This is a genomic window from Streptomyces sp. NPDC043853, from assembly GCF_056436025.1.
The window spans coordinates 502,234-520,395 of sequence record NZ_JBWKDJ010000006.1; the positions used below are offsets into that span (position 1 = coordinate 502,234).

General features: G+C 70.1%; 18 protein-coding genes. 11 read left to right on the top strand and 7 right to left on the bottom strand.

Going from position 1 to position 18,162, the window contains the following annotated elements:
• Positions 1 to 315 precede the first annotated feature (315 nt).
• Both AC067U_RS19100 and speB read left to right on the top strand, forming a co-directional pair.
• Positions 316 to 1,872 carry an acyl-CoA carboxylase subunit beta gene (locus tag AC067U_RS19100; RefSeq protein ID WP_478830898.1) on the top strand — a complete coding sequence of 519 codons (1,557 nt, stop codon included), beginning with the start codon at positions 316 to 318 and terminating at the stop codon, positions 1,870 to 1,872.
• Between the two features lie 25 nt (positions 1,873 to 1,897).
• Entirely contained in the window at positions 1,898 to 2,887 is a 990-nt protein-coding gene (speB, locus tag AC067U_RS19105) for an agmatinase (RefSeq protein ID WP_478830899.1), read from the top strand.
• A gap of 896 nt (positions 2,888 to 3,783) precedes the next feature.
• Here speB and AC067U_RS19110 read toward each other — a convergent pair.
• Both AC067U_RS19110 and AC067U_RS19115 read right to left on the bottom strand, forming a co-directional pair.
• Positions 3,784 to 4,188 (bottom strand): hypothetical protein, encoded by a 405-nt coding sequence (locus AC067U_RS19110; RefSeq protein WP_478830900.1) that lies wholly within the window; start codon positions 4,186 to 4,188, stop codon positions 3,784 to 3,786.
• 143 nt (positions 4,189 to 4,331) lie between these two features.
• Positions 4,332 to 4,889 (bottom strand): SDR family NAD(P)-dependent oxidoreductase, encoded by a 558-nt coding sequence (locus AC067U_RS19115; RefSeq protein ID WP_478830901.1) that lies wholly within the window; start codon positions 4,887 to 4,889, stop codon positions 4,332 to 4,334.
• 86 nt (positions 4,890 to 4,975) lie between these two features.
• On the opposite strand from AC067U_RS19115, the gene AC067U_RS19120 reads away from it, so the two are divergent.
• Entirely contained in the window at positions 4,976 to 5,140 is a 165-nt protein-coding gene (locus AC067U_RS19120; RefSeq protein ID WP_478830921.1) for a helix-turn-helix domain-containing protein, read from the top strand.
• Positions 5,141 to 5,229: 89 nt separating this feature from the next.
• Here the strand turns inward: AC067U_RS19120 and AC067U_RS19125 are convergent, their stop codons facing one another.
• Complete coding sequence (locus AC067U_RS19125) at positions 5,230 to 5,691, bottom strand: MarR family winged helix-turn-helix transcriptional regulator (protein WP_478830902.1); 462 nt, start codon at positions 5,689 to 5,691, stop codon at positions 5,230 to 5,232.
• A gap of 63 nt (positions 5,692 to 5,754) precedes the next feature.
• On the opposite strand from AC067U_RS19125, the gene AC067U_RS19130 reads away from it, so the two are divergent.
• Positions 5,755 to 6,291, top strand: coding sequence for a carbonic anhydrase (locus AC067U_RS19130; protein WP_478830903.1), 537 nt, complete (start codon positions 5,755 to 5,757; stop codon positions 6,289 to 6,291).
• A gap of 103 nt (positions 6,292 to 6,394) precedes the next feature.
• Here AC067U_RS19130 and AC067U_RS19135 read toward each other — a convergent pair whose 3' ends face one another.
• Together AC067U_RS19135 and AC067U_RS19140 are read right to left on the bottom strand one after the other, a co-directional pair.
• On the bottom strand, positions 6,395 to 7,246 hold the full coding sequence (locus AC067U_RS19135) for an alpha/beta fold hydrolase (RefSeq protein ID WP_478830904.1): 852 nt from the start codon (positions 7,244 to 7,246) through the stop codon (positions 6,395 to 6,397).
• Between the two features lie 404 nt (positions 7,247 to 7,650).
• A complete protein-coding gene (locus tag AC067U_RS19140; protein ID WP_478830905.1) occupies positions 7,651 to 8,376 on the bottom strand; it encodes an alpha/beta hydrolase in 726 nt (241 codons plus the stop codon).
• Positions 8,377 to 8,694: 318 nt separating this feature from the next.
• Here AC067U_RS19140 and AC067U_RS19145 point away from each other — a divergent pair, with 318 nt between their 5' ends.
• The 4 genes from AC067U_RS19145 to AC067U_RS19160 all read left to right on the top strand — a co-directional run bounded on the left by AC067U_RS19145 (position 8,695) and on the right by AC067U_RS19160 (position 11,613).
• On the top strand, positions 8,695 to 9,582 hold the full coding sequence (locus tag AC067U_RS19145; protein ID WP_478830906.1) for an MBL fold metallo-hydrolase: 888 nt from the start codon (positions 8,695 to 8,697) through the stop codon (positions 9,580 to 9,582).
• Between the two features lie 224 nt (positions 9,583 to 9,806).
• The gene (locus tag AC067U_RS19150; protein WP_478830907.1) at positions 9,807 to 10,334 is read left to right on the top strand and encodes a cupin domain-containing protein; all 528 of its coding nucleotides are present in this window, start codon (positions 9,807 to 9,809) and stop codon (positions 10,332 to 10,334) included.
• Positions 10,331 to 10,693: a DoxX family protein gene (locus AC067U_RS19155; RefSeq protein ID WP_478830908.1), complete on the top strand. Its 363-nt coding sequence runs from the start codon at positions 10,331 to 10,333 to the stop codon at positions 10,691 to 10,693. Before AC067U_RS19150 ends, AC067U_RS19155 begins: the two co-directional genes overlap by 4 nt.
• Before the next feature lie 68 nt (positions 10,694 to 10,761).
• Positions 10,762 to 11,613, top strand: coding sequence for a LysR family transcriptional regulator (locus AC067U_RS19160; protein WP_478830909.1), 852 nt, complete (start codon positions 10,762 to 10,764; stop codon positions 11,611 to 11,613).
• A gap of 463 nt (positions 11,614 to 12,076) precedes the next feature.
• On the opposite strand, the gene AC067U_RS19165 is transcribed toward AC067U_RS19160, so the two are convergent.
• Entirely contained in the window at positions 12,077 to 12,703 is a 627-nt protein-coding gene (locus AC067U_RS19165) for a TetR/AcrR family transcriptional regulator (protein ID WP_478830910.1), read from the bottom strand.
• A 194-nt stretch (positions 12,704 to 12,897) separates the two neighbouring features.
• On the opposite strand from AC067U_RS19165, the gene AC067U_RS19170 reads away from it, so the two are divergent.
• Positions 12,898 to 14,031 carry an FAD-dependent oxidoreductase gene (locus tag AC067U_RS19170; RefSeq protein ID WP_478830911.1) on the top strand — a complete coding sequence of 378 codons (1,134 nt, stop codon included), beginning with the start codon at positions 12,898 to 12,900 and terminating at the stop codon, positions 14,029 to 14,031.
• Between the two features lie 283 nt (positions 14,032 to 14,314).
• On the opposite strand, the gene AC067U_RS19175 is transcribed toward AC067U_RS19170, so the two are convergent.
• On the bottom strand, positions 14,315 to 15,454 hold the full coding sequence (locus tag AC067U_RS19175; RefSeq protein ID WP_478830912.1) for a PucR family transcriptional regulator: 1,140 nt from the start codon (positions 15,452 to 15,454) through the stop codon (positions 14,315 to 14,317).
• Positions 15,455 to 15,541: 87 nt separating this feature from the next.
• On the opposite strand from AC067U_RS19175, the gene AC067U_RS19180 reads away from it, so the two are divergent.
• Both AC067U_RS19180 and AC067U_RS19185 read left to right on the top strand, forming a co-directional pair.
• Complete coding sequence (locus tag AC067U_RS19180; protein ID WP_478830913.1) at positions 15,542 to 16,597, top strand: ferredoxin reductase; 1,056 nt, start codon at positions 15,542 to 15,544, stop codon at positions 16,595 to 16,597.
• Between the two features lie 7 nt (positions 16,598 to 16,604).
• Positions 16,605 to 17,723 (top strand): fatty acid desaturase family protein, encoded by a 1,119-nt coding sequence (locus AC067U_RS19185; protein WP_478830914.1) that lies wholly within the window; start codon positions 16,605 to 16,607, stop codon positions 17,721 to 17,723.
• Positions 17,724 to 18,162: the final 439 nt, after the last annotated feature.

The window sequence follows — 18,162 nt, forward strand, 5'->3', positions numbered from 1 at the left end:
GGGTGCCCGTGAGAGTGCATGGAAATTCAGCGCTCACCGCTGGTCAAACGGCGGGCTGGTTCCTCCCGTTCGGCAGGTTGGATTGCACTGTACCAACTATCGGACAGTCGGCCGCCTGCTTGCCTTTGTCATCACACGGAGCCAAGTCGCCTTCGGTTCAACCGAATCGGAAAATGGTCCGTTCCGCCCGTTTGAGAAACCTCAAGGAAACCTCAAGCGGCGGGTGTTCGGCCTTTGCCGTTCTAGGGGTGGGTGGCCCGAGAATAGGGGTCGGCGGCGGTGGAGGGCCGCGCCGGCCGCTCGTTTAATGGCAGCGTGACGACGAACCTCACCGGGAAAGTGGCCGAGTTGCACGACCTGCGTGAGCGGGCGCGGCGTGGCCCCAGTGACCGCGCGACCGAGGCCCAGCACGCCAAGGGCAAGCTGACCGCCCGCGAGCGCATCGCGCTCCTCCTCGACGAGGGCTCCTTCAAGGAGGTCGAGCAGCTGCGCCGGCACCGGGCGACCGGTTTCGGTCTGGAGGCCCGCAAGCCCTACACCGACGGTGTCATCACCGGCTGGGGCACGGTCGAGGGCCGTACGGTCTTCGTCTACGCCCACGACTTCCGGATCTTCGGCGGTGCGCTGGGCGAGGCCCACGCGGCGAAGATCCACAAGATCATGGACATGGCCATCGCGGCCGGTGCCCCGCTGGTCTCCCTCAACGACGGCGCGGGCGCCCGTATCCAGGAGGGCGTCTCCGCCCTGGCCGGTTACGGCGGCATCTTCCAGCGCAACACCCGTGCCTCGGGTGTCATCCCGCAGATCTCGGTGATGCTGGGCCCGTGCGCGGGCGGCGCCGCGTACTCCCCGGCCCTGACGGACTTCGTGTTCATGGTCCGGGACACCTCGCAGATGTTCATCACCGGCCCGGACGTGGTCCGCGCGGTGACCGGCGAGGAGATCACCCAGAACGGCCTGGGCGGCGCGGACGTGCACGCCGAGACCTCGGGCGTGGCGCACTTCGCCTACGACGACGAGGAGACCTGCATCGCCGAGGTCCGGTACCTCATCTCGATGCTGCCCTCCAACAACCGCGAGAACCCCCCGCACTACCCGGGCAGCGATCCGGCGGACCGCCGTTCCGAGGCCCTTCTCACGCTCGTCCCGGTCGACGGCAACCGCCCGTACGACATGCTCGAGGTCATCGAGGAGCTCGTCGACGACGGGGAGGTGCTGGAGATCCACGAGCGCTGGGCCCGCAACCTGATCTGCGCGCTGGCGCGGATGGACGGCCAGGTCGTCGGCATCGTCGCCAACCAGCCCGGCCACCTCGCCGGCGTCCTGGACATCGAGGCCTCCGAAAAGGGCGCGCGCTTCGTCCAGATGTGCGACGCCTTCAACATCCCGATCCTGACCTTCCTGGACGTCCCGGGCTTCCTGCCCGGCGTCTCCCAGGAGCACGGCGGCATCATCCGCCACGGCGCGAAGCTGCTGTACGCGTACTGCAACGCCACCGTGCCCCGGATCTCCCTGATCCTGCGCAAGGCCTACGGCGGGGCGTACATCGTCATGGACTCCCAGTCCATCGGCGCCGACCTGACCTACGCCTGGCCCACCAACGAGATCGCGGTGATGGGCGCGGAGGGCGCCGCCAACGTCATCTTCCGCAAGCAGATCGCCGATGCCGAGGACCCCGAAGCCATGCGCGCCCGCATGGTCAAGGAGTACAAGGCCGAGCTGATGCACCCGTACTACGCGGCCGAACGCGGCCTCGTCGACGACGTCATCGACCCCGCCGAGACCCGCGAGACGCTGATCAGCGCCCTCGCGATGCTCCGCAACAAGCACGCCGACCTGCCGTCCCGCAAGCACGGCAACCCGCCGCAGTGACCCCCTGGAAAGGCTCAGACGCACCATGACCGCCCAGCCCAACGGAGTGACCCCGCCGCTGCCGCCGACCGAGACCGATCGGACGCTGCACTTCGCCGGCCCGGCCACGTTCGGCCGCATCCCGCGCATCGACCAGGTGGAGAAGGCCGACATCGCGGTGGTCGGGGTCCCGTTCGACGGCGGTGTCACCTACCGTCCCGGAGCCCGCTTCGGCGGCAACGCGATCCGCGAGGCGTCCCGCACCCTGCGCCCCTACAACCCGGCCCAGGACGTGTACCCGTACCACTTCAGCCAGGTGGCGGACGCCGGTGACATCAGCGCCAATCCGTTCGACGCGGCGGAGGCGGTCGAGACCATCGAGGCCGCGGCCGACGAGCTCCTCGCCACCGGGGCGCGGCTGATGACCCTGGGAGGCGACCACACCGTCGCGCTGCCGCTGCTGCGTTCCGTCGCCAAGAAGCACGGGCCGGTGGCGGTCCTGCACTTCGACGCCCACCTGGACACCTGGGACGACTACTTCGGGCAGCAGTACACCCACGGGATGCCCTTCCGGCGTGCCGTGGAGGAAGGCGTCGTCGACACCTCCGCCCTGTGCCACGTGGGGACCCGCGGCCCGATCTACGGCAAGCAGGACCTCGACGAGGACGCAAAGCTCGGCTTCGGCATCGTGACCTCCGCGGACGTCATGCGGCGCGGGGTGGACGAGATCGCCCAGCAGCTGCGCGAGCGGGTCGGCGACCGCCCCCTCTACGTCTCCATCGACATCGACGTCCTGGACCCGGCGCACGCCCCCGGCACCGGAACACCGGAGGCCGGCGGCATGACCTCCCGCGAACTGCTGGAGATCCTGCGGGGCCTGTCCGACTGCCACCTCGTTTCCGCCGACATCGTGGAGGTCGCACCGGCCTACGACCACGCGAACATCACCTCGATCGCCGCCTCGCACGCGGCCTACGAGCTGATCACGATCATGTCCAAGCAGATCGCCCCGGTTCGCTGGGGCATGGCGGAGTGACGGCCGCGGGCACGGCCGGCGCAACCTCCGCCGGCAGTGCCCGCATACGTGAATTCTCCGTCCCGAAACCGGATCGCAACATGCTCCACACGGTGGGTCCATACGGGCCGCGAGTCTTCGGCGGCACGCCGGCTTCGCCCGCCCACTGCCCCATTTCCCTTGGGTGGGGACACCGTTCGTCTTTCCTCGGCTAACCGGTTCACCGGCACGTCGATAAAACCCGGATAAACCCGCGGCGATGCAATATCGAACGCGATCAGTAATTGCATCCGCGAGTGGCGTGGGCTACCAGTACGCCCCAGCGGGACCGCCCGCGTCACCCTTTCGTTCATTGAGTTCACGCCCCGGCGCCGGGAACGGCCGCCGCGGCCCGGCGTACGCGTCGGCAGAGGTGAGGTCGCGCGGAGGAGCACCCCGACGCCCGAGGCGGTTGCGATCTCGTTGTCCGGCTTCGGTTCCCAGGTGCCGTCGGGGAGAACATGTCGCCGCCGCCCGAGGGGACGACGTCGATGGCCAGGGTGGGGCGCAGACCGGCGGCCAGGGCGCGGCCGGTCAGCGGGACTCCGAAGCCCGTCTTCGGTGCGACGCCGGGACTGACGGAGAGCGAGCGGGCAGCGTCGGCGGGCATGCGCGCCACCCTGACCGGCCTTGCTCGGACTTACGCAAATGCCCGACTCGGACGTCGAGTTGACGAGCGGCGTGCCGGATGCTGCAGCGTGGCACCGTGCCCGTCCGGTCTCTCCACGCGCTCCACCCGGCGGAACTCGTACGGTACGGGCCGGCCCTGATGGTCGTGGACGACGCCCACGCGCCCCGAGCCCAGCCGCCCTGTTCGGGGCCGCCATGTGCGGTGGGGAGAGGGCCGAGCCGGGCCCGTGGCGGGCCGTGAGGGGTGGTCAGGTGATGGCCAGGGCCTGGGTGAGGATGGCGTCGCTGAGCGCGTAGCCGAGGTCCATGCGGGGCAGCAGGGCGTGAACGTGGTCGGCGAGGCCGGGCGGCAGGGTCTCGCGGCGGGCTCCGAGGATGTCGGTGCCGATGCCCGTCTGGGCGAGGGCGACCTCGGTGGCCTTCCGTGAGGCGATGCCGTCCGACGTATGCAGGGCGATGGCGTCCCAGACGAGGGCGATGCGCCCTTCGTCGACGCCGCGCTCGCGGAGGAAGGCGGCAGCGGTGTCGGCGCCGTCGACTTCGAAGCGCTGGTCGCCGTTGCCTTCCTCGCTCAGGCCGATGTCGTCCCGGGTGAGGCTCGTGTCGGGGAGGTCGAGCTGATCGAAGGCGGACAGGGGAGTTTCTGTGGTCACGATGCGTCCCTTTCGTCTGGTGCCTCGGGGGTAGGTCGGGCCGGTCGGTCGTCGCGGTGTGGGAGGTGGCCGGCCGTGGGGTGGTCCTGCCGGCCTCGGCATGCAGGTGAGGCGGCCGTTCCCGGTGTCGCGGAGGGGCCGGGTCACACCGTCCGGGTCCAGGCTGCGACCTGGACGCGCTTGATGAGTTCCTCGGTCTGTGGCGGCCAGACGTTCCGGTGGGTGCCGTGTTCGGCGCCGATGATCTCGACCATCTTGTCGATCATGTCCTTCGGGTCGAACTGGTCGGCCAGGATCTCCGCGAAGCGGGTCCTCACGTCATCGGTACGGTTGAAGTGGACCGTGTCGTCCAGCCAGCGGAAGGTGGTGTCCGCGATGCGGTCGTTGAATCCGGTCAGGTAGGCCCCCGGGTTGATGGTCTGCACGGTGATCCCGGTCGGCGCGAGTTCGTCGCGCAGGGTCGCGGCGATTCCTTCGAGGGCGTGTTTGCTCGCGCAGTACGGGCCGAGGCCGAAGGCGGTCAGCATGCCGCCCATCGAGCTGATGAAGACGGCGCGGCCCGCGGTGCCGGCGTCCACCCAGGTGCGGATCACCCGCTGGGTGAGTTCCAGGTTCGCGAAGACGTTCACCTCGAACGTACGGCGGACCAGCTCGACGGGGATCTCCGCCAGCGGCCCGCAGTCGCCGAGCTCGCCGGCCACGCCGGTGTCTCCACGCGCACCCTGACCCCCGCCTCTGGCGCCAGGAGACCGGTGTCAGCCCGCACCAGTGGCTCCTGACCGCCCGGATCAGCCGTACGCGCGAACTCCCGGAGACCTCGGACCTCCAGGTGGAGCACATCGCCCTACGGTGCGGTCTCGGCAGCGGTGCCAACATGCGCGCCCGTTTCCGTGACACGGTGGGCGTCACGCCCACGGCGTATCGTCGCGCCTTCCACCACCGGGCCGTCTGACCTCGGCCCCCTGCCCGATGACGCCGCCGCGAACGGGACCCGGCGTGCCTTGCCGGACGGGCCCGTCCGAAGGAGGGCGCCTTTCCGCATCACTGGTCGGAGTCCAGCGCGGCGAGCCACCGGTCGAGAGTCTCGCGGGCGTCTGCGCCGATTGCCGCGCTGATCCATGCCTGGCTTCGACGCCAGGCCGGTTCGGCATCGGCCAGCGCCTGGAACCCGGCTTCGGTGACGGTCACCTGCGTGGTCCGGCCCGTCGATGACGTCGAAGCCACCTGAACGAACCCTCGCTGCACCAGGACGTCGAGGTTGCGGCTGACGGTGGAACGCTCGAGTCCGAGCCATCCGGCGATCTCCGACGGTCGCGCCGGAGCACCGGCGGACGCCATTTCGGACAGCACCTCAAGCTGCGGCAGCGTCAGTCCGAAGGGACGCAACTCCGCTTCGACCCTTCGCCCCACCAGGCGCTGCAATCGTGCGATCCGCCTGCCGATGCACTGTTCCGCCATCAGTGCTGCCTGCGAACGCGACTCCGCCCCGGTCTCCTGTTGCATCTACACCTCCGCTCTGTAGAGTACCTTGCGGTGCATGTTGCATATACATCACATGGAGGAGCCGTGTCGCAGTTCCAGGGGTTGCTCGCACGCAATCGCGAGTTCGCCGCGTCCATCGATCCCAGCAGGCTGGCCATGCCGGACGGGGCGGAGATGCCCGAGAGGGTGCTCCTCGTGCTGACCTGTGTCGACCCGAGGGTCGAGCCGGCTGGATTCCTCGGACTCAGAACCGGGGAGGCCGCAGTGCTGCGCAACGCCGGAGGCCGCGTCGACGACCGCATCGCGGAGGACATCGCCTATCTCGCCGTACGCCTGGGCGTGCGGATGGACGTCGCCGTGGTCCACCACACGCAATGCGGGACCGGCAAGCTGTCCGAGCCCGCCTTCCGCCGTGCCTTCGCCGGCCGCACCGGGCTCGACGACGGGGCGCTCGAGGCCAAGGCCGTGACCGATCCGACCGAGACCGTGCGCAGGGACGTCGCGCAACTGCTCGGCCATCCACTGCTGGGTGGTGACATCGCCGCTTCGGTGTCCGGCCATGTGCTTCGGCTCGAAACGGGACTCGTCGAGACGGTCGTCGAAGCAACCGGTCGGCGCTGACCCCCGCCGCGCGGACAGACTCGTCCAGGACGTCCTGGGAGGGGCTGACGAACCGCCCGCAGGTGGTCGACGGGAACCTGGGGTACTCGGTCATGCGCCCTCCTCACGCGTCCAGGAACGTGTGCGCATCGGCCGCGACCTCCTGCGCGTACTGGAACAGGAAGCCATGGGCGGAGTCCGGGTACAGCTTCACGCTCGCGTCGGGGATCAGGCCGGCGGTGAGGTGCGAGTACCACGGGGGGATCATGCGGTCGCCGTCGCCGTTCAGGATGAGGACCGGCTGCTTGATCGCCGTGAGCCGCTGGAGCAGCGCGAGGTTCGGCGTTCCCCACTTCAGGACCGCGTCGTACTGGGCGTTGCGGGTCCGCCAGCTGGTCGGCTCGTCGCGGCCCTCGGTCCGTGCGAAGATCCGGCCCAGGAATTGTTGGCCGGCGGACCTGCTCGCGGCCGAGTCGGTGAAGAACGCGTGGAGCATTCCCTCGGCGTCGGTCGTCGGCTCCCCGATCGCGGCGATGATGTCGGGCGCCCAGCCGTGCATGCCCGGCGCGCCCTGGGGTGCGGTCGAGGCGAGTACCGCCTTCGCCATCAGCGACGGCCTCGTGAGCAGCATCTCCTGGGCGACGAAGCTGCCGATGGAGAACCCGAACAGGTCGACGCTCTCCAGCCCGAGGGCCTCGACGAACAGGAGCGCGTCGTCGGCCATCTGCGCGATCGTGCCGGGAGTGGATCCGGTGGTCGCCCCCACGCCCACGTTGTCGAAGGCGATGACCTCGCGCGAGGCCGCCAGCGCGTCGACGAGCTCGGGGTCCCAGTTGTCGAGGTTGCCGCGGAAGTGCTGCAGGAGGAGCAGTGGGCGGCCTCCCGAGGGGCCCAATCGGCGGTAGGCGTACATGACTCCGTTGGATCCCTCGGCCGTCGCCGTGCTGACGTCAACGTAGTTCGTGGTCTGTGCCATGGTTCTGCTCCCATCCTTCGGTCAGTCGATGAAGACGCTCCACGCGACGGTGTTGAGGTGGTCGGCGTGGAAGAAGTCATGGCCGCCCAGGCGTTGTCTCCATGACGCCGGCATCCGGCATGGCCTCGGCCGCACGGGTGACCACCGCGTCGGGGAGCCCTGCCGCGCGGGCGGCCTCCTTGAGGTCCACTTCGGCGAGCGCCCGGGTGGCGGATGTGCGCAATGCGCAAGTCCCGGATGTATTCGCCCTTGGTCCGCACGTCGCTCGGAGTGCCGAAGAGGGCCATGTGAGGCGCCGCCGCCCAGCTCGGTGAGGCGGTAGCCGGAGTCGGGATGACGGGGCCTCGGGCGAACTCCGGAACCGGCGCGAACTCCGACATGGACAGGTGCCCCTTGCGTCGAGGTCAGGACGGTGCCGAAGGCCGTTCCATGGTCCCTTGCAGCCCCCGCATCTCCGGCAGAGGTACCTGTTCGGCGAGCCAGGACGCCGCCGACCTCGTCCAGTCGGCGGCGTCGCCGGCGCCCGGGGCCAGCCCGAGACTGTGCGGACCGTGCGCGAAGACATGGACGGCGTGGGGTACGCCGTAGGACGCGAGGGCCGAAGCGAGCCGGTAGGTGTGTTCCGGTGGGACGTAGACGTCTTCGGCGGTGTGCCAGAGGAAGAACGGCGGTGACGCCGCGCTGACCAGTGTGTCGAGTGACGTCGAACGGCGCAGTTCCGGCGGGGCGTCCTCACCGAGCAGGATCACGCGAGCCGGCCGGTAGGTCTCCGTCTCCATCGAGGTGATCGCGTAGCCGAGGAGGGCGAACTGGACCGACTGCCGGGGATCGTCACCCGGCGCGAGGGCAGCCAGCCCCGCGAGGTGGCCGCCGGCCGAGAAACCCACCACTCCGATCCGCTCGGCCCCCAGCTCGCGCCGACGTCGGATCTCCGCCCGCAGTGCCAGGAGAGGCTCCGGGTACCGCACGTTCAGCGGGTAACGGAAGACGCTCGCCGACACGCCCAGTCCGGTGAGCCAAGCGGCGACCGGCTCCGCCTCGTGTTCGGCGTGTACGGCGTAACCCCCGCCGGGCAGCACGACCACGTGAGTCGTCGCGGGCGAGGCCTCCTGGGCAAGCCCGAGCGACACTGGTCCTGGTCCTGGTCCTGGTCCTGATTCGAGTCGATCGCTCACGGGCAACCTCCGCGCCTGCCCGCGGACGCCGTGACCGGCCCTCACCCGCGAGCGTCCACCCAGGTCATCACCACGGCACGCTTCCCGCCACCACGCAAACGGGTGAGGCGCAGCCGAGCACGCCCGCGCGGCCCGCGACGGCGATCGCCCCGGACGACGCCGTGCCTGGTCCCACCGCGCGCAGCTCACATGTTTGGGTGATGGCGCGGCGCCCCGCCTCCGCGAACGATGAGGTCGACAGTCCCGACAGCCGACACGATCGGACGGAAAGTCATGCCTGCGGAGACCTCCCTCGACTACGACGTATTCGTCGCCGACCCGACCCCGCTGAGTGCCGGCCCCCTGCCCAACGGGGAAAGGCGTACCTACCAGCCGATCGCGGTCACCCTCGTCCGCGGCCGGCGCGACGCGGTACTCGTCGATCCGCCCCTGACCACCCAGCAGGCGCGAGAGGTCGGCGACCGGGTCCAGGCCAGCGGGAAGCGACTGACCCACATCGTCGCGACGCACGGCCATGGCGACCACTGGTTCACCGCGGACCTGCTCGCCCGTCGCTTCGGCGCACAGGTGGTGGCCTCTGCCGCCACCATCGAGCACATGCACGCCAACGTCTCCGCCCGGGAGGCCCTCTGGGACGCGATGTGGCCCGGCCAGATCCCGCCGTCCCCCGTCACGGCCGTCCCACTGCCCGGCAACCGCATCACCCTCGAAGGGCACGACCTCACCCTCGTGGACGTGGGGCACGCGGACAGCGACGACTGCACCGTGCTGCACGTGCCGGACCTCGACCTGGTGGTGGCCGGTGACGCGATCTACAACGGCGTCCACCTGTACCTCGGCGAGGCCGGAGGCGAGTTCGGCCCGTGGCGGAAGGCCATCGACGCCCTCGCCGCACTGGAGCCGCGCCACATCGTCGCCGGCCATCAGAACAAGGACCTCGACGACGACGCCGGACGCCTCATCGCCGAGACCCGTCGGTACCTCGACGTCGCCGAGGCAGCCTTCGCGGCGCACGAGGGCCCCGCCGAGTTCTTCAACGCGATGATCGAGCACTACCCCGACCATCTCGGCAGGACCCTCCTCTGGGTGAGCTCGCGAGCGCTGTACCTGGCACGGGAGAACGGCGACCCGTGGCAGAACCTCCTCGCGGCGTGGCTGTGAGCAGCGGGCGAACAGCCCTCCGGGCAGGACCGAGAAGTTCCGGCAGCGGATCGAACAGGTCGCCCGCCTGAGCGGCCTCGGCAGCCCCGCGGCCTTCCGCGCCGCATGCATGCCCGCTCGGTCCGCGGTGGTCGCCGCCTCATGGTGCGGTGATACCCGCGGGGTATCAACGCTTGCGGAACGGGACTTGGACAGCGATACCGACCCGGCAGTGGAATCGGTACATGACAGACGAACCGCGGAACAGCGAGCCGGACGGCGACCCCACCGTATCGGTGGTCGGTCCGAATGACGGGGAACACATCCTCCTGGGCACCACCCGCATGCGCGTCCTCGAAAGCGGCAGCAACACCGGTCACCGCCTTGGCATCGCCGAGTCCGTCCTCGCGCCGCACACGCCCGGGCCACCGCAGCACCGTCACGCCCGGCATGACGAGGGCTTCTACATCATCTCGGGCTCGGTGCGGTTCACGGTGGGCACGGCGGACCATGACGCGAGGGCGGGCACGCTCGTGATGGCTCCGCCCGGTGCCCCGCACACCTTCGCCAACGTGACCGACGAACCGGCCGTCATGCTCAGCACCTTCACGCCGGACCTGTACGTGCAGTACTTCCGGGACCTCCAGGACATGTTCGCCACCGGCCGGCCGTTGAACCCGCAGTCGAGCGCCCAGGTCATGGGCCGCTACGCCACCACGCCCGCCCTCGAGTTCGCCCCGCAGGAGCCGGACAGCGCGGACGGGCGCACGTGAACAGCGCCTACTGGATCCTCGCCGGCCTCCTCGCCCTCTTCTACCTCTACAGCGGCGCGGTGAAAGCGGTCCGGAGCCGTGACCAGCTCCGGCCGATGATGGCCTGGGTGGACGGCACCCCGATGCCGGCCGTGCGGGCCATCGGGGTGATCGAGCTACTCGGCGCGATCGGGCTGCTCGCCCCTCCGCTGACCGGTGTCGCGCCCTGGCTGGCCCTCGCCGCGGCCGTCGGCTTCGTGGCCCTGCAGATCGGCGCGATCGTGGTCCATCTGCGGCTCGGAGACCGCCGGCTCGCTCTCAACGTGTCGCTCTTGGCGACGGCTGCCGTGACCGGTGCGCTGACGGCGACCTGGCTCTGACGGCGAGGGTCCGACGGCCGGAGGCAGCGCGAGAAAGGGGGGAACCTCCGTACGGGTACCGTTGCGGAATGGAGCTACGCACGCTTCGCTACTTCACGGCCGTCGCCGAGGAACTCCACTTCGGTCGGGCCGCCGCCCGGCTGCACATGAGTCAGCCGCCGCTGAGCCGGGCGATCAAGCAGCTGGAGGCCGACCTCGGTACCGCCCTGTTCCACCGGTCCACCGCAGGTGTCACCCTCACCCCCGCGGGGGCGGCACTGCTGGACGAGGAGGGCAAGCTGCTGGGCCAGGCCGAGCGGGTGCGCGCCCGCGTCGCCGCAGCAGCCGGCCCCGCGACCCTCACCATCGGCATTCTCGGCGACAGCACCGACGAGGCGGTGTCGCGGCTGGCCGCCGCGTACCGGGGGCAGCACCCGGGAGTCCAGGTCCACATCCGTGAGGCCGATCTGACCGACCCGACCTGCGGTCTGCGCGCCGGACGGGTCGACGTGGCCCTGACCCGCGCGCCGTTCGAGGAGACCGGCCTGACGGTCCGCGGACTGCGCGCCGACCCGGTGGGCGCGGTGCTGCGCGCCGATGACCCGCTGGCCCGCCGCGAGCACCTGAGGCTGGCCGAGCTGGCCGACCGGTGCTGGTTCCAGTTCCCGGACGGCACCGACCCGCTCTGGCGGTCGTACTGGAACGGCGGCGAGCACCGCGAGGGACCGGTCGTGCGGGCCGTCCAGGAGTGCCGGCAGGCCGTGTTGTGGAACGGTACGGTCGGGCTGACCCCGCTCGGGCACCAGCCTCCCGAGCAGCTGGCCGTGGTGCCCATTGTCGACATGGAGCCGAGCCGTGTGGTGGCCGTGTGGAACACGGGTGACGCGAACCCGCTGCTCCGGTCGTTCGTCCGGCTCGCGACGGCCGTCTACCGCGACTGAGCCCGCCCGGCTCTTGGGGCCGCGCTTGGACCCCGCACCGCTTCACCCCGGCCCCACCCTTGCCTCGGTACACGACCGGTAGCCCCCCCGTTACCGTTTTCATGGCTTCGCAATGGGGCCTCCGGCCTTCGGGTCCGGCATGACTTCCCCCCTTGTTGTTCATGATCCGGGGGGGGTGGTGTCACCGGGTCCGGAGGCATCGACGGACCGCTGATGAGGGGCTTGAGCACCGGCTTCACCCAAGGCCGGAAGAGCTCTCCGTAACGTGGATGTGGCAGCTCGGTGCCCTGGCAAGGCCGGACGAGAACGTGATGGAGGGGCCTGCACGTGATCGACACCGGCGACATCGACGTCTTCCTCGGCATGGCGGTCGGCGCCGCCATCGCGGGCCAGGACGCATGCGGACGGCCCGGAGCGATGAGCGCCGCTCGGATCACGAGCCGCTTCTCGGCGAGGTGCTCGCTCACGCTTCGATCTGGGCGAGTGCGCTCCAGCCGTGTTCCAGGAGGCCGAAGGCCCGGGTGATGGCCTGGCGGGGGTTGTCGTGGGCGTAGGCCGCGCGGGGGGCTTCGAGGGCGAAGTGGGCCAGTGCGGTGCAGGCGGGGTCGCCCGCGGCGACGCCGCTCTCCTCGGCGATGACCTGGGCGAGTGAAGTGGTGTGACGCAGCCACATGTTCTGGGCGTAGTCGCGCAGCGCGGGGGTGCCGGCCACCAGGTTGCTGAAGGCGATGAAACGGGCGTCGCTGTCCATGGCCGCCAGCCGGGTGGTCAGGGCGTGTTCCCGCAGTGCGGCGGGGATGGACTGGCCCTTGGGCCGCTCGCGGACGGCGGCGAGCAGGCGGGTCTCCTGGTCGGCGTCCTCGTCGAAGACGAGGGCCTCCTTGACCGGGAAGTGCTTGAACAGCGTGGTGGTGGACACGTCGGCGGCGTCCGCGATCTCGCGAATGCCGACCCCGTCGTAGCCGCGCTCCAGGAACAGGTGCAGCGCGGCGTCGGCGATGGCCTGACGGGTGGCGGCCTTCTTGCGCTCACGGCGCCCCATCGGCGCAGGAGAGGGGCCTGCTGCGGTGTCGGTCGTAGTGCCGGTCATACGGACACTCTACCCGGTCGGTTGACCGGCTAAAAAAGTTTAGCTGTTGCACTTATTGGGTTGGTGTGTTTTTGTCGTGTGGGCTTCGAGGCACCGCCCGGCTCTGTCGTTTCGGAGAGACCCCACCAACCCGCACCCACCTATCAGTCGCAGACAGTCGCTGCACTGCCGGACAGAACGGACGGAACACCGCCATGAACACCACCCCCGTACCCCGCATCGCCATCGTCGGCGCCGGTCCCGGCGGCTTGACCTGCGCCCGCATCCTCCAGCAGCACGGCATCACCGCCGCCGTGTACGACCGCGACGCCGGCCCCCGCTCCCGCGATCAGGGCGGCACCCTTGACCTGCATGCCGACAACGGCCAGATCGCCCTGCGCGAAGCCGGTCTCCTGGATGAGTTCTTCCAACTGGCCCGCCCCGAGGGACAGGAGATGCGCCAGATGGACCCGGCCGGCGCGATTCTCTTCCACCACGTCCCCGAGGAGGGCGACCGGTTCAAGCCGGAAGTCGACCGCGGCCAGTTGCGCGACCTGCTGCTCAACTCGCTTCAGCCCGGCACCGTGCGTTGGGGCCATACCCTGCAGACCATCAGCGGCCCCGCCGAAGGACCCCGGCAGTTGCACTTCACCGACGGCTCCACCCTTGAAGCGGACCTCGTCGTCGGCGCCGACGGGGCCTGGTCCAAGGTTCGCCGCAGCATTTCCCCGGCCGTCCCCCAGCACAGCGGCGTGAGCTTCCTGGAAGCCTGGTTCCACGACGTCGAGGCCCAGCATCCCGACATTGCCGAACTGGTCGGCCAGGGCGGTGCCGCCGCAGCCGACGGGGACCGCGGCCTGTTCGCCCAGCGCAACAGCGGCGGTCACATCCGCGTCTACATCATCCAGCGGGCCCCGGCCGACTGGATCACCGCCAGCGGTCTCACCCCCCAGGACACCGACGGCATCCGCACCCTCCTCCTGGAGGGCTACCGCAACTGGTCACCTCGCCTGCGCCGGCTGATCGCCGACAACGACGGCCTCTACGTCGACCGCCCGATCTTCGCCCTGCCCGTCCCGCACACCTGGGAGCACAACCCCACAGTGACCCTGCTCGGCGACGCCGCCCACCTCATGCCCCCACTCGGCGTCGGCGTCAACCTGGCCATGCTGGATGCCTGCGAACTCGCCCTCGCCCTCGCGCACCACGCCACCGTCGACGATGCCATCCACGCCTACGAGAAGACCATGCTGCCCCGCTCCACGGAAATGGCCCAGCTCCTCGACGGTGCCGCCGAACATCTGTTGTCCACCGAGCTGCCCGACTTCGCCACCGACGGCGACCACTGACCCGCGGGTACGCGCCTCCGCGTATCGGGCCCGCTCGCCGGACGGGCGCGGGCCCCAGGCTGGAATGGGGCCGTTCGTTGGCGGGGGAGCGGCGTTGACCGCGGCGCGCCGTGCGGTGACGGCGGCCAGGGCCGCGTAGAAGCGTGCGGGTGCTCCGCAACTCTCAGTCTCAGCCGCCTCAGACGGTGCTCCTCCGGGCCGCATGAGCCGGCTGATCGCACCGAGGGCGAGGCACGATTCCTGGACCGTTCGAGGACGCGCTCGTGGACGGTGGCAGAACACGTCAGCCCACCCGGAGACCGACCGCCAGCGTCAGTTCGAGAACCCGGTGCGGCGACCCGAGATCTGGAAACAGCTCCCGCAGCTGCGACATCCGGTACCGGACGGTCTGGGGATGGACGAACAACGCCGCCGCCACCTCGTCCCGCCTGCCCTGGTGCAGCAGCCACGCCCGCAACGTCTCCTCGAGCCGCCGCGCGGTCGCGGCCGGCAAGGTCCGCAACGGTGCGAGGGCTCGGGCACGCAGGTCGGCGAACGCGTCCGCGTCGGCGCTCAGTACCAGCTCGGGCAGGTGGTCCTCGGTGTCGCGGATGTCGGAGGAGAGGGAGCGCGCGCGTACGGCTCGTGCGTACGAGGCGGACGCACGCGTCCACGGCCGGGCCGGGCCGACCACGGCGGTGCGGTCGGGGAGCTGCCTCAGGAGATGTGCTCGGTCGGCATCGGGGACGAGCAGCACAGCGGAGGCGTCCGGCAGATCGTCGAGGACAAGGGTGCCCGGGTCGAGCGAACGGTAGGCCGGCCGGGCCTGGGCGGCGGGCAGCAGGACTGCGGTCAGCGAAACCGGCGGCTGCCACCCGGCCCGCCCGGCAGCGGCAAGGAGGACGTCCGGGCTCGCGCCGGAGAGGAGGTCGCGGGCCAGTTGTTCCAGGTGGCGCTCGTGGGCCCGGCCCCGGGCGGCCAGTTCGTCGGCGTGGCCCGCGGCGCTCGCGGCGGAGAGCTCGTCGATGTAGGCGAAGGTCAGCTCGGCGAACTTGGCGACCTGGGCGGCGGGCAGACCTGCGGGTACGGCACCTGCGGCCAGGCCTCGCCAGGCCACGCGGGCGCCGACCCGGTAGGCGCTGAGCAGGGCGTCCATCGAACGGCCGTCGCGGACCTCGCCGCGGCCCAGCTCGTAGGCCGCGTCGCCGGCGTCGACGCCCGTGGCCTTCCCGCTCGCGAGGTCGAGGTAATGACCCAGGGCGGTGCGGACGGCTCGGCGGATGGTGGCGCCCATGCGGCCCGAAAGGGCGTTGGCGTAGGGCGGGACCTCGTCGATGATCGCCTGGACGACCTCGTCGGCGGTGGTCCTCAGCGCGGCCCGAAGCGCGGCGACCGTCGTCTCATCCAGGACCAGTTCGCTGGCCCTCCGGACTGCATGGCTCACGTTTTTGTTCCCTGCGAACAATTCAACCGATCAGATTCACGTCCTGCGGACAGGACTTTACCCCCCGAAGCACATCAAGCTGGGGTCATGACGAGTGCAGCCCTCCGCAGTAGGGCGTGGAAACTGCTGGAGACGGTCACGACGCCGCTGCTGCCGTCGGACTACCTCGACCTGGTCAGCCCGCTCCGTGCGGGCGCCGACCTGCGGGGGCGCATCGAGGCCGTGCAACCCGAGACGGATGACGCCGCGACCATCGTGATCAGGCCGGGACGGGGCTGGCGCGGCCATACAGCCGGTCAGTACGTACGGATCGGGGTCGACGTCGACGGGGTGCGCCTGTGGCGTGCCTACTCGCTCACCTCGCCGACGAACCGCCGGGACGGCCGGATCACGATCACCGTGAAGGCGATCCCGGACGGCAAGGTCAGCAACCACCTGGTCCGCAGGGCGGAACCGGACACGCTGATCCACCTCGACCAGGCGACCGGCGATTTCGTGCTGCCGGAGGCCAAGCCCGCCAAGGTGCTCTACCTGACGGCCGGCAGCGGCATCACGCCGGTGATGGGCATGCTGCGCGACACCGAGTTCGACGACGTCGTCATGGTCCACTCCGCGCCGCAGCCGCAGGACGTGATCTTCCGCAACGACCTGCACGACCTGGTCGCGGACAAGAAGCTGAGTCTCATCGAGCTGCACACCGACACGGACGGCATGCTCGACATCGCCCGTCTGGGCGAACTCGTCCCCGACTGGGCCGAGCGCGAGACCTGGGCGTGCGGGCCCGCGGGCCTGCTCGACGCCGCCGAGGAGCACTGGACCGAGCACGGCGTACCGGAGCGCCTGCACACCGAACGCTTCCGGCCCACCGTCGTCGTCACCGGCGACGGTGGCGAGGTCACGTTCGGCACCACCGGCAAGACCGTGGACGCGGACGGCGCCACGCCGTTGCTGGAGGTCGGCGAGGAGGCCGGCGTGCTCATGCCGTCCGGGTGCCGCATGGGCATCTGCTTCGGCTGCGTCACGCCGCTCACGGCGGGCGCCGTCCGCGACCTGCGCACCGGCGAGATCACCGAGGCCGGGCCGGGCGTGCTCATCCAGACCTGCGTGTCCGCCGCGGCGGGCCCCTGCGACATCGAACGGTAGGAGCACCTTGACCGCCATCGACCCCACCGCCCACCTGACCGCGGAGCAGATCGAGGAGCTCGGCCGCGAGCTGGACGCGATCCGCGACGAGGTCATCGCCGGCCGTGGTGAGAAGGACGCCGCCTACATCCGCAAGGTCATCTCGGCGCAGCGCAAACTCGAGCTGGTCAGCAGGGGCATCCTGCTGTTCTCGTTCTTCCCGCCCGCGTGGCTGATCGGCACCGCCGGCCTGTCCGTGGCGAAGATCATGGAGAACATGGAGATCGGCCACAACGTGCTGCACGGCCAGTGGGACTGGATGCGGGACCCGAAGATCCACTCCACCACCTGGGAATGGGATCACGTCTCGCCGGCCGATCAGTGGAAGCACTCGCACAACGAGCTGCACCACACGTACACCAACGTGATCGGCAAGGACAACGACCTCGGCTACGGCATCATGCGCGTCGACGAGGACCAGAAGTGGCACCCGTTCCACCTCGGCCAGCCACTGTGGAACTTCATCAACGCCTGCTTCTTCGAGTACGGCATCGCCGCCTACGACCTGGAACTCGGCAAGAACCTGCACAAGCGCCGCCGCAAGAACCCGGAGTTCCGCGCGCGGGCCAGGGCCGTGGGCCGCAAGATCCGCAAGCAGGTGCTCAAAGACTACGTGATCCACCCGCTCCTTTCGGGACCGTCGTTCCTCACCACGCTCGCCGCCACGTTCACCGCGAACCTGGTCCGCAACATCTGGTCCCACTCGGTGATCATGTGCGGGCACTTTCCCGAGGGCGTGCAGGTCTTCGAGCGCCGGTCGATCAAGGGCGAAACGCGCGGTCAGTGGTACCTGCGCCAGATGATGGGCTCGGCGAACATCAGCGGCGGCAAGGCCACGCACTTCATGACCGGCAACCTGTCGCACCAGATCGAGCACCACCTGTTCCCTGACCTGCCGAGCAATCGGTACGCCGAGGTCGCGGTGAAGGTGCGCGCGCTGTTCGAGAAGTACGAGCTGGAGTACGTCACCGGGCCCCTGCCCAAGCAGGTGTTCTCCGCGTGGCGCAAGGTCTTCCGCCTCTCGCTGCCGAACAAGAAGCCCAAGGTCACGACGCCGGACCGCGAGCAGGAGCTCGCCGCGGCCTGATGCCCCGTACTGGTTCAGACCCTTCGGCCGTACCGGCGGCACCGCCGGTTTGTGCGACATCCCGCGAGTCCTCCTGAGGCCCGCTGAGTGACCGAGGCTGTGGCCAGGGGCTTCTTCCCCGTTCGAGTATTCCGTTCGGCGGTGACGCAACTTCGGGAATGCTGGAGCGCTCTCAGCTCGTGCGACCGATTTGCGGTCCGGTCGTAGGCAGGGAAGCGCAGGTTGTCGGCGCCGGCGGTGTCGGTTGCATCTGTGTACTCGCTTTCCGGCCGCCGCGGTTCGGTGGCGGCCATCGGGTCGACCCCGGGCATCCAGGCCCGACGCATGGATTGCCGGCAGCCCTAGCTAAGGGCTGTCCCGTAAGAGCTGGCGGGGCCGCGACTCGGACCTCGCGCCTGTGGCAGCCTGCCGTCATGCCAGCCGAGCTGCGAGAACATGC

What these genes read in the sequence shown, in the direction of transcription:
- speB (WP_478830899.1), top strand. Translation starts at nt 1,898, where the DNA reads ATGACCGCCCAGCCCAACGGAGTGACCCCGCCGCTGCCGCCGACCGAG.
- AC067U_RS19125 (WP_478830902.1), bottom strand. Translation starts at nt 5,691, where the DNA reads ATGCAACAGGAGACCGGGGCGGAGTCGCGTTCGCAGGCAGCACTGATG.
- AC067U_RS19135 (WP_478830904.1), bottom strand. Translation starts at nt 7,246, where the DNA reads ATGGCACAGACCACGAACTACGTTGACGTCAGCACGGCGACGGCCGAG.
- AC067U_RS19145 (WP_478830906.1), top strand. Translation starts at nt 8,695, where the DNA reads ATGCCTGCGGAGACCTCCCTCGACTACGACGTATTCGTCGCCGACCCG.
- AC067U_RS19150 (WP_478830907.1), top strand. Translation starts at nt 9,807, where the DNA reads ATGACAGACGAACCGCGGAACAGCGAGCCGGACGGCGACCCCACCGTA.
- AC067U_RS19160 (WP_478830909.1), top strand. Translation starts at nt 10,762, where the DNA reads ATGGAGCTACGCACGCTTCGCTACTTCACGGCCGTCGCCGAGGAACTC.
- AC067U_RS19165 (WP_478830910.1), bottom strand. Translation starts at nt 12,703, where the DNA reads ATGACCGGCACTACGACCGACACCGCAGCAGGCCCCTCTCCTGCGCCG.
- AC067U_RS19170 (WP_478830911.1), top strand. Translation starts at nt 12,898, where the DNA reads ATGAACACCACCCCCGTACCCCGCATCGCCATCGTCGGCGCCGGTCCC.
- AC067U_RS19180 (WP_478830913.1), top strand. Translation starts at nt 15,542, where the DNA reads ATGACGAGTGCAGCCCTCCGCAGTAGGGCGTGGAAACTGCTGGAGACG.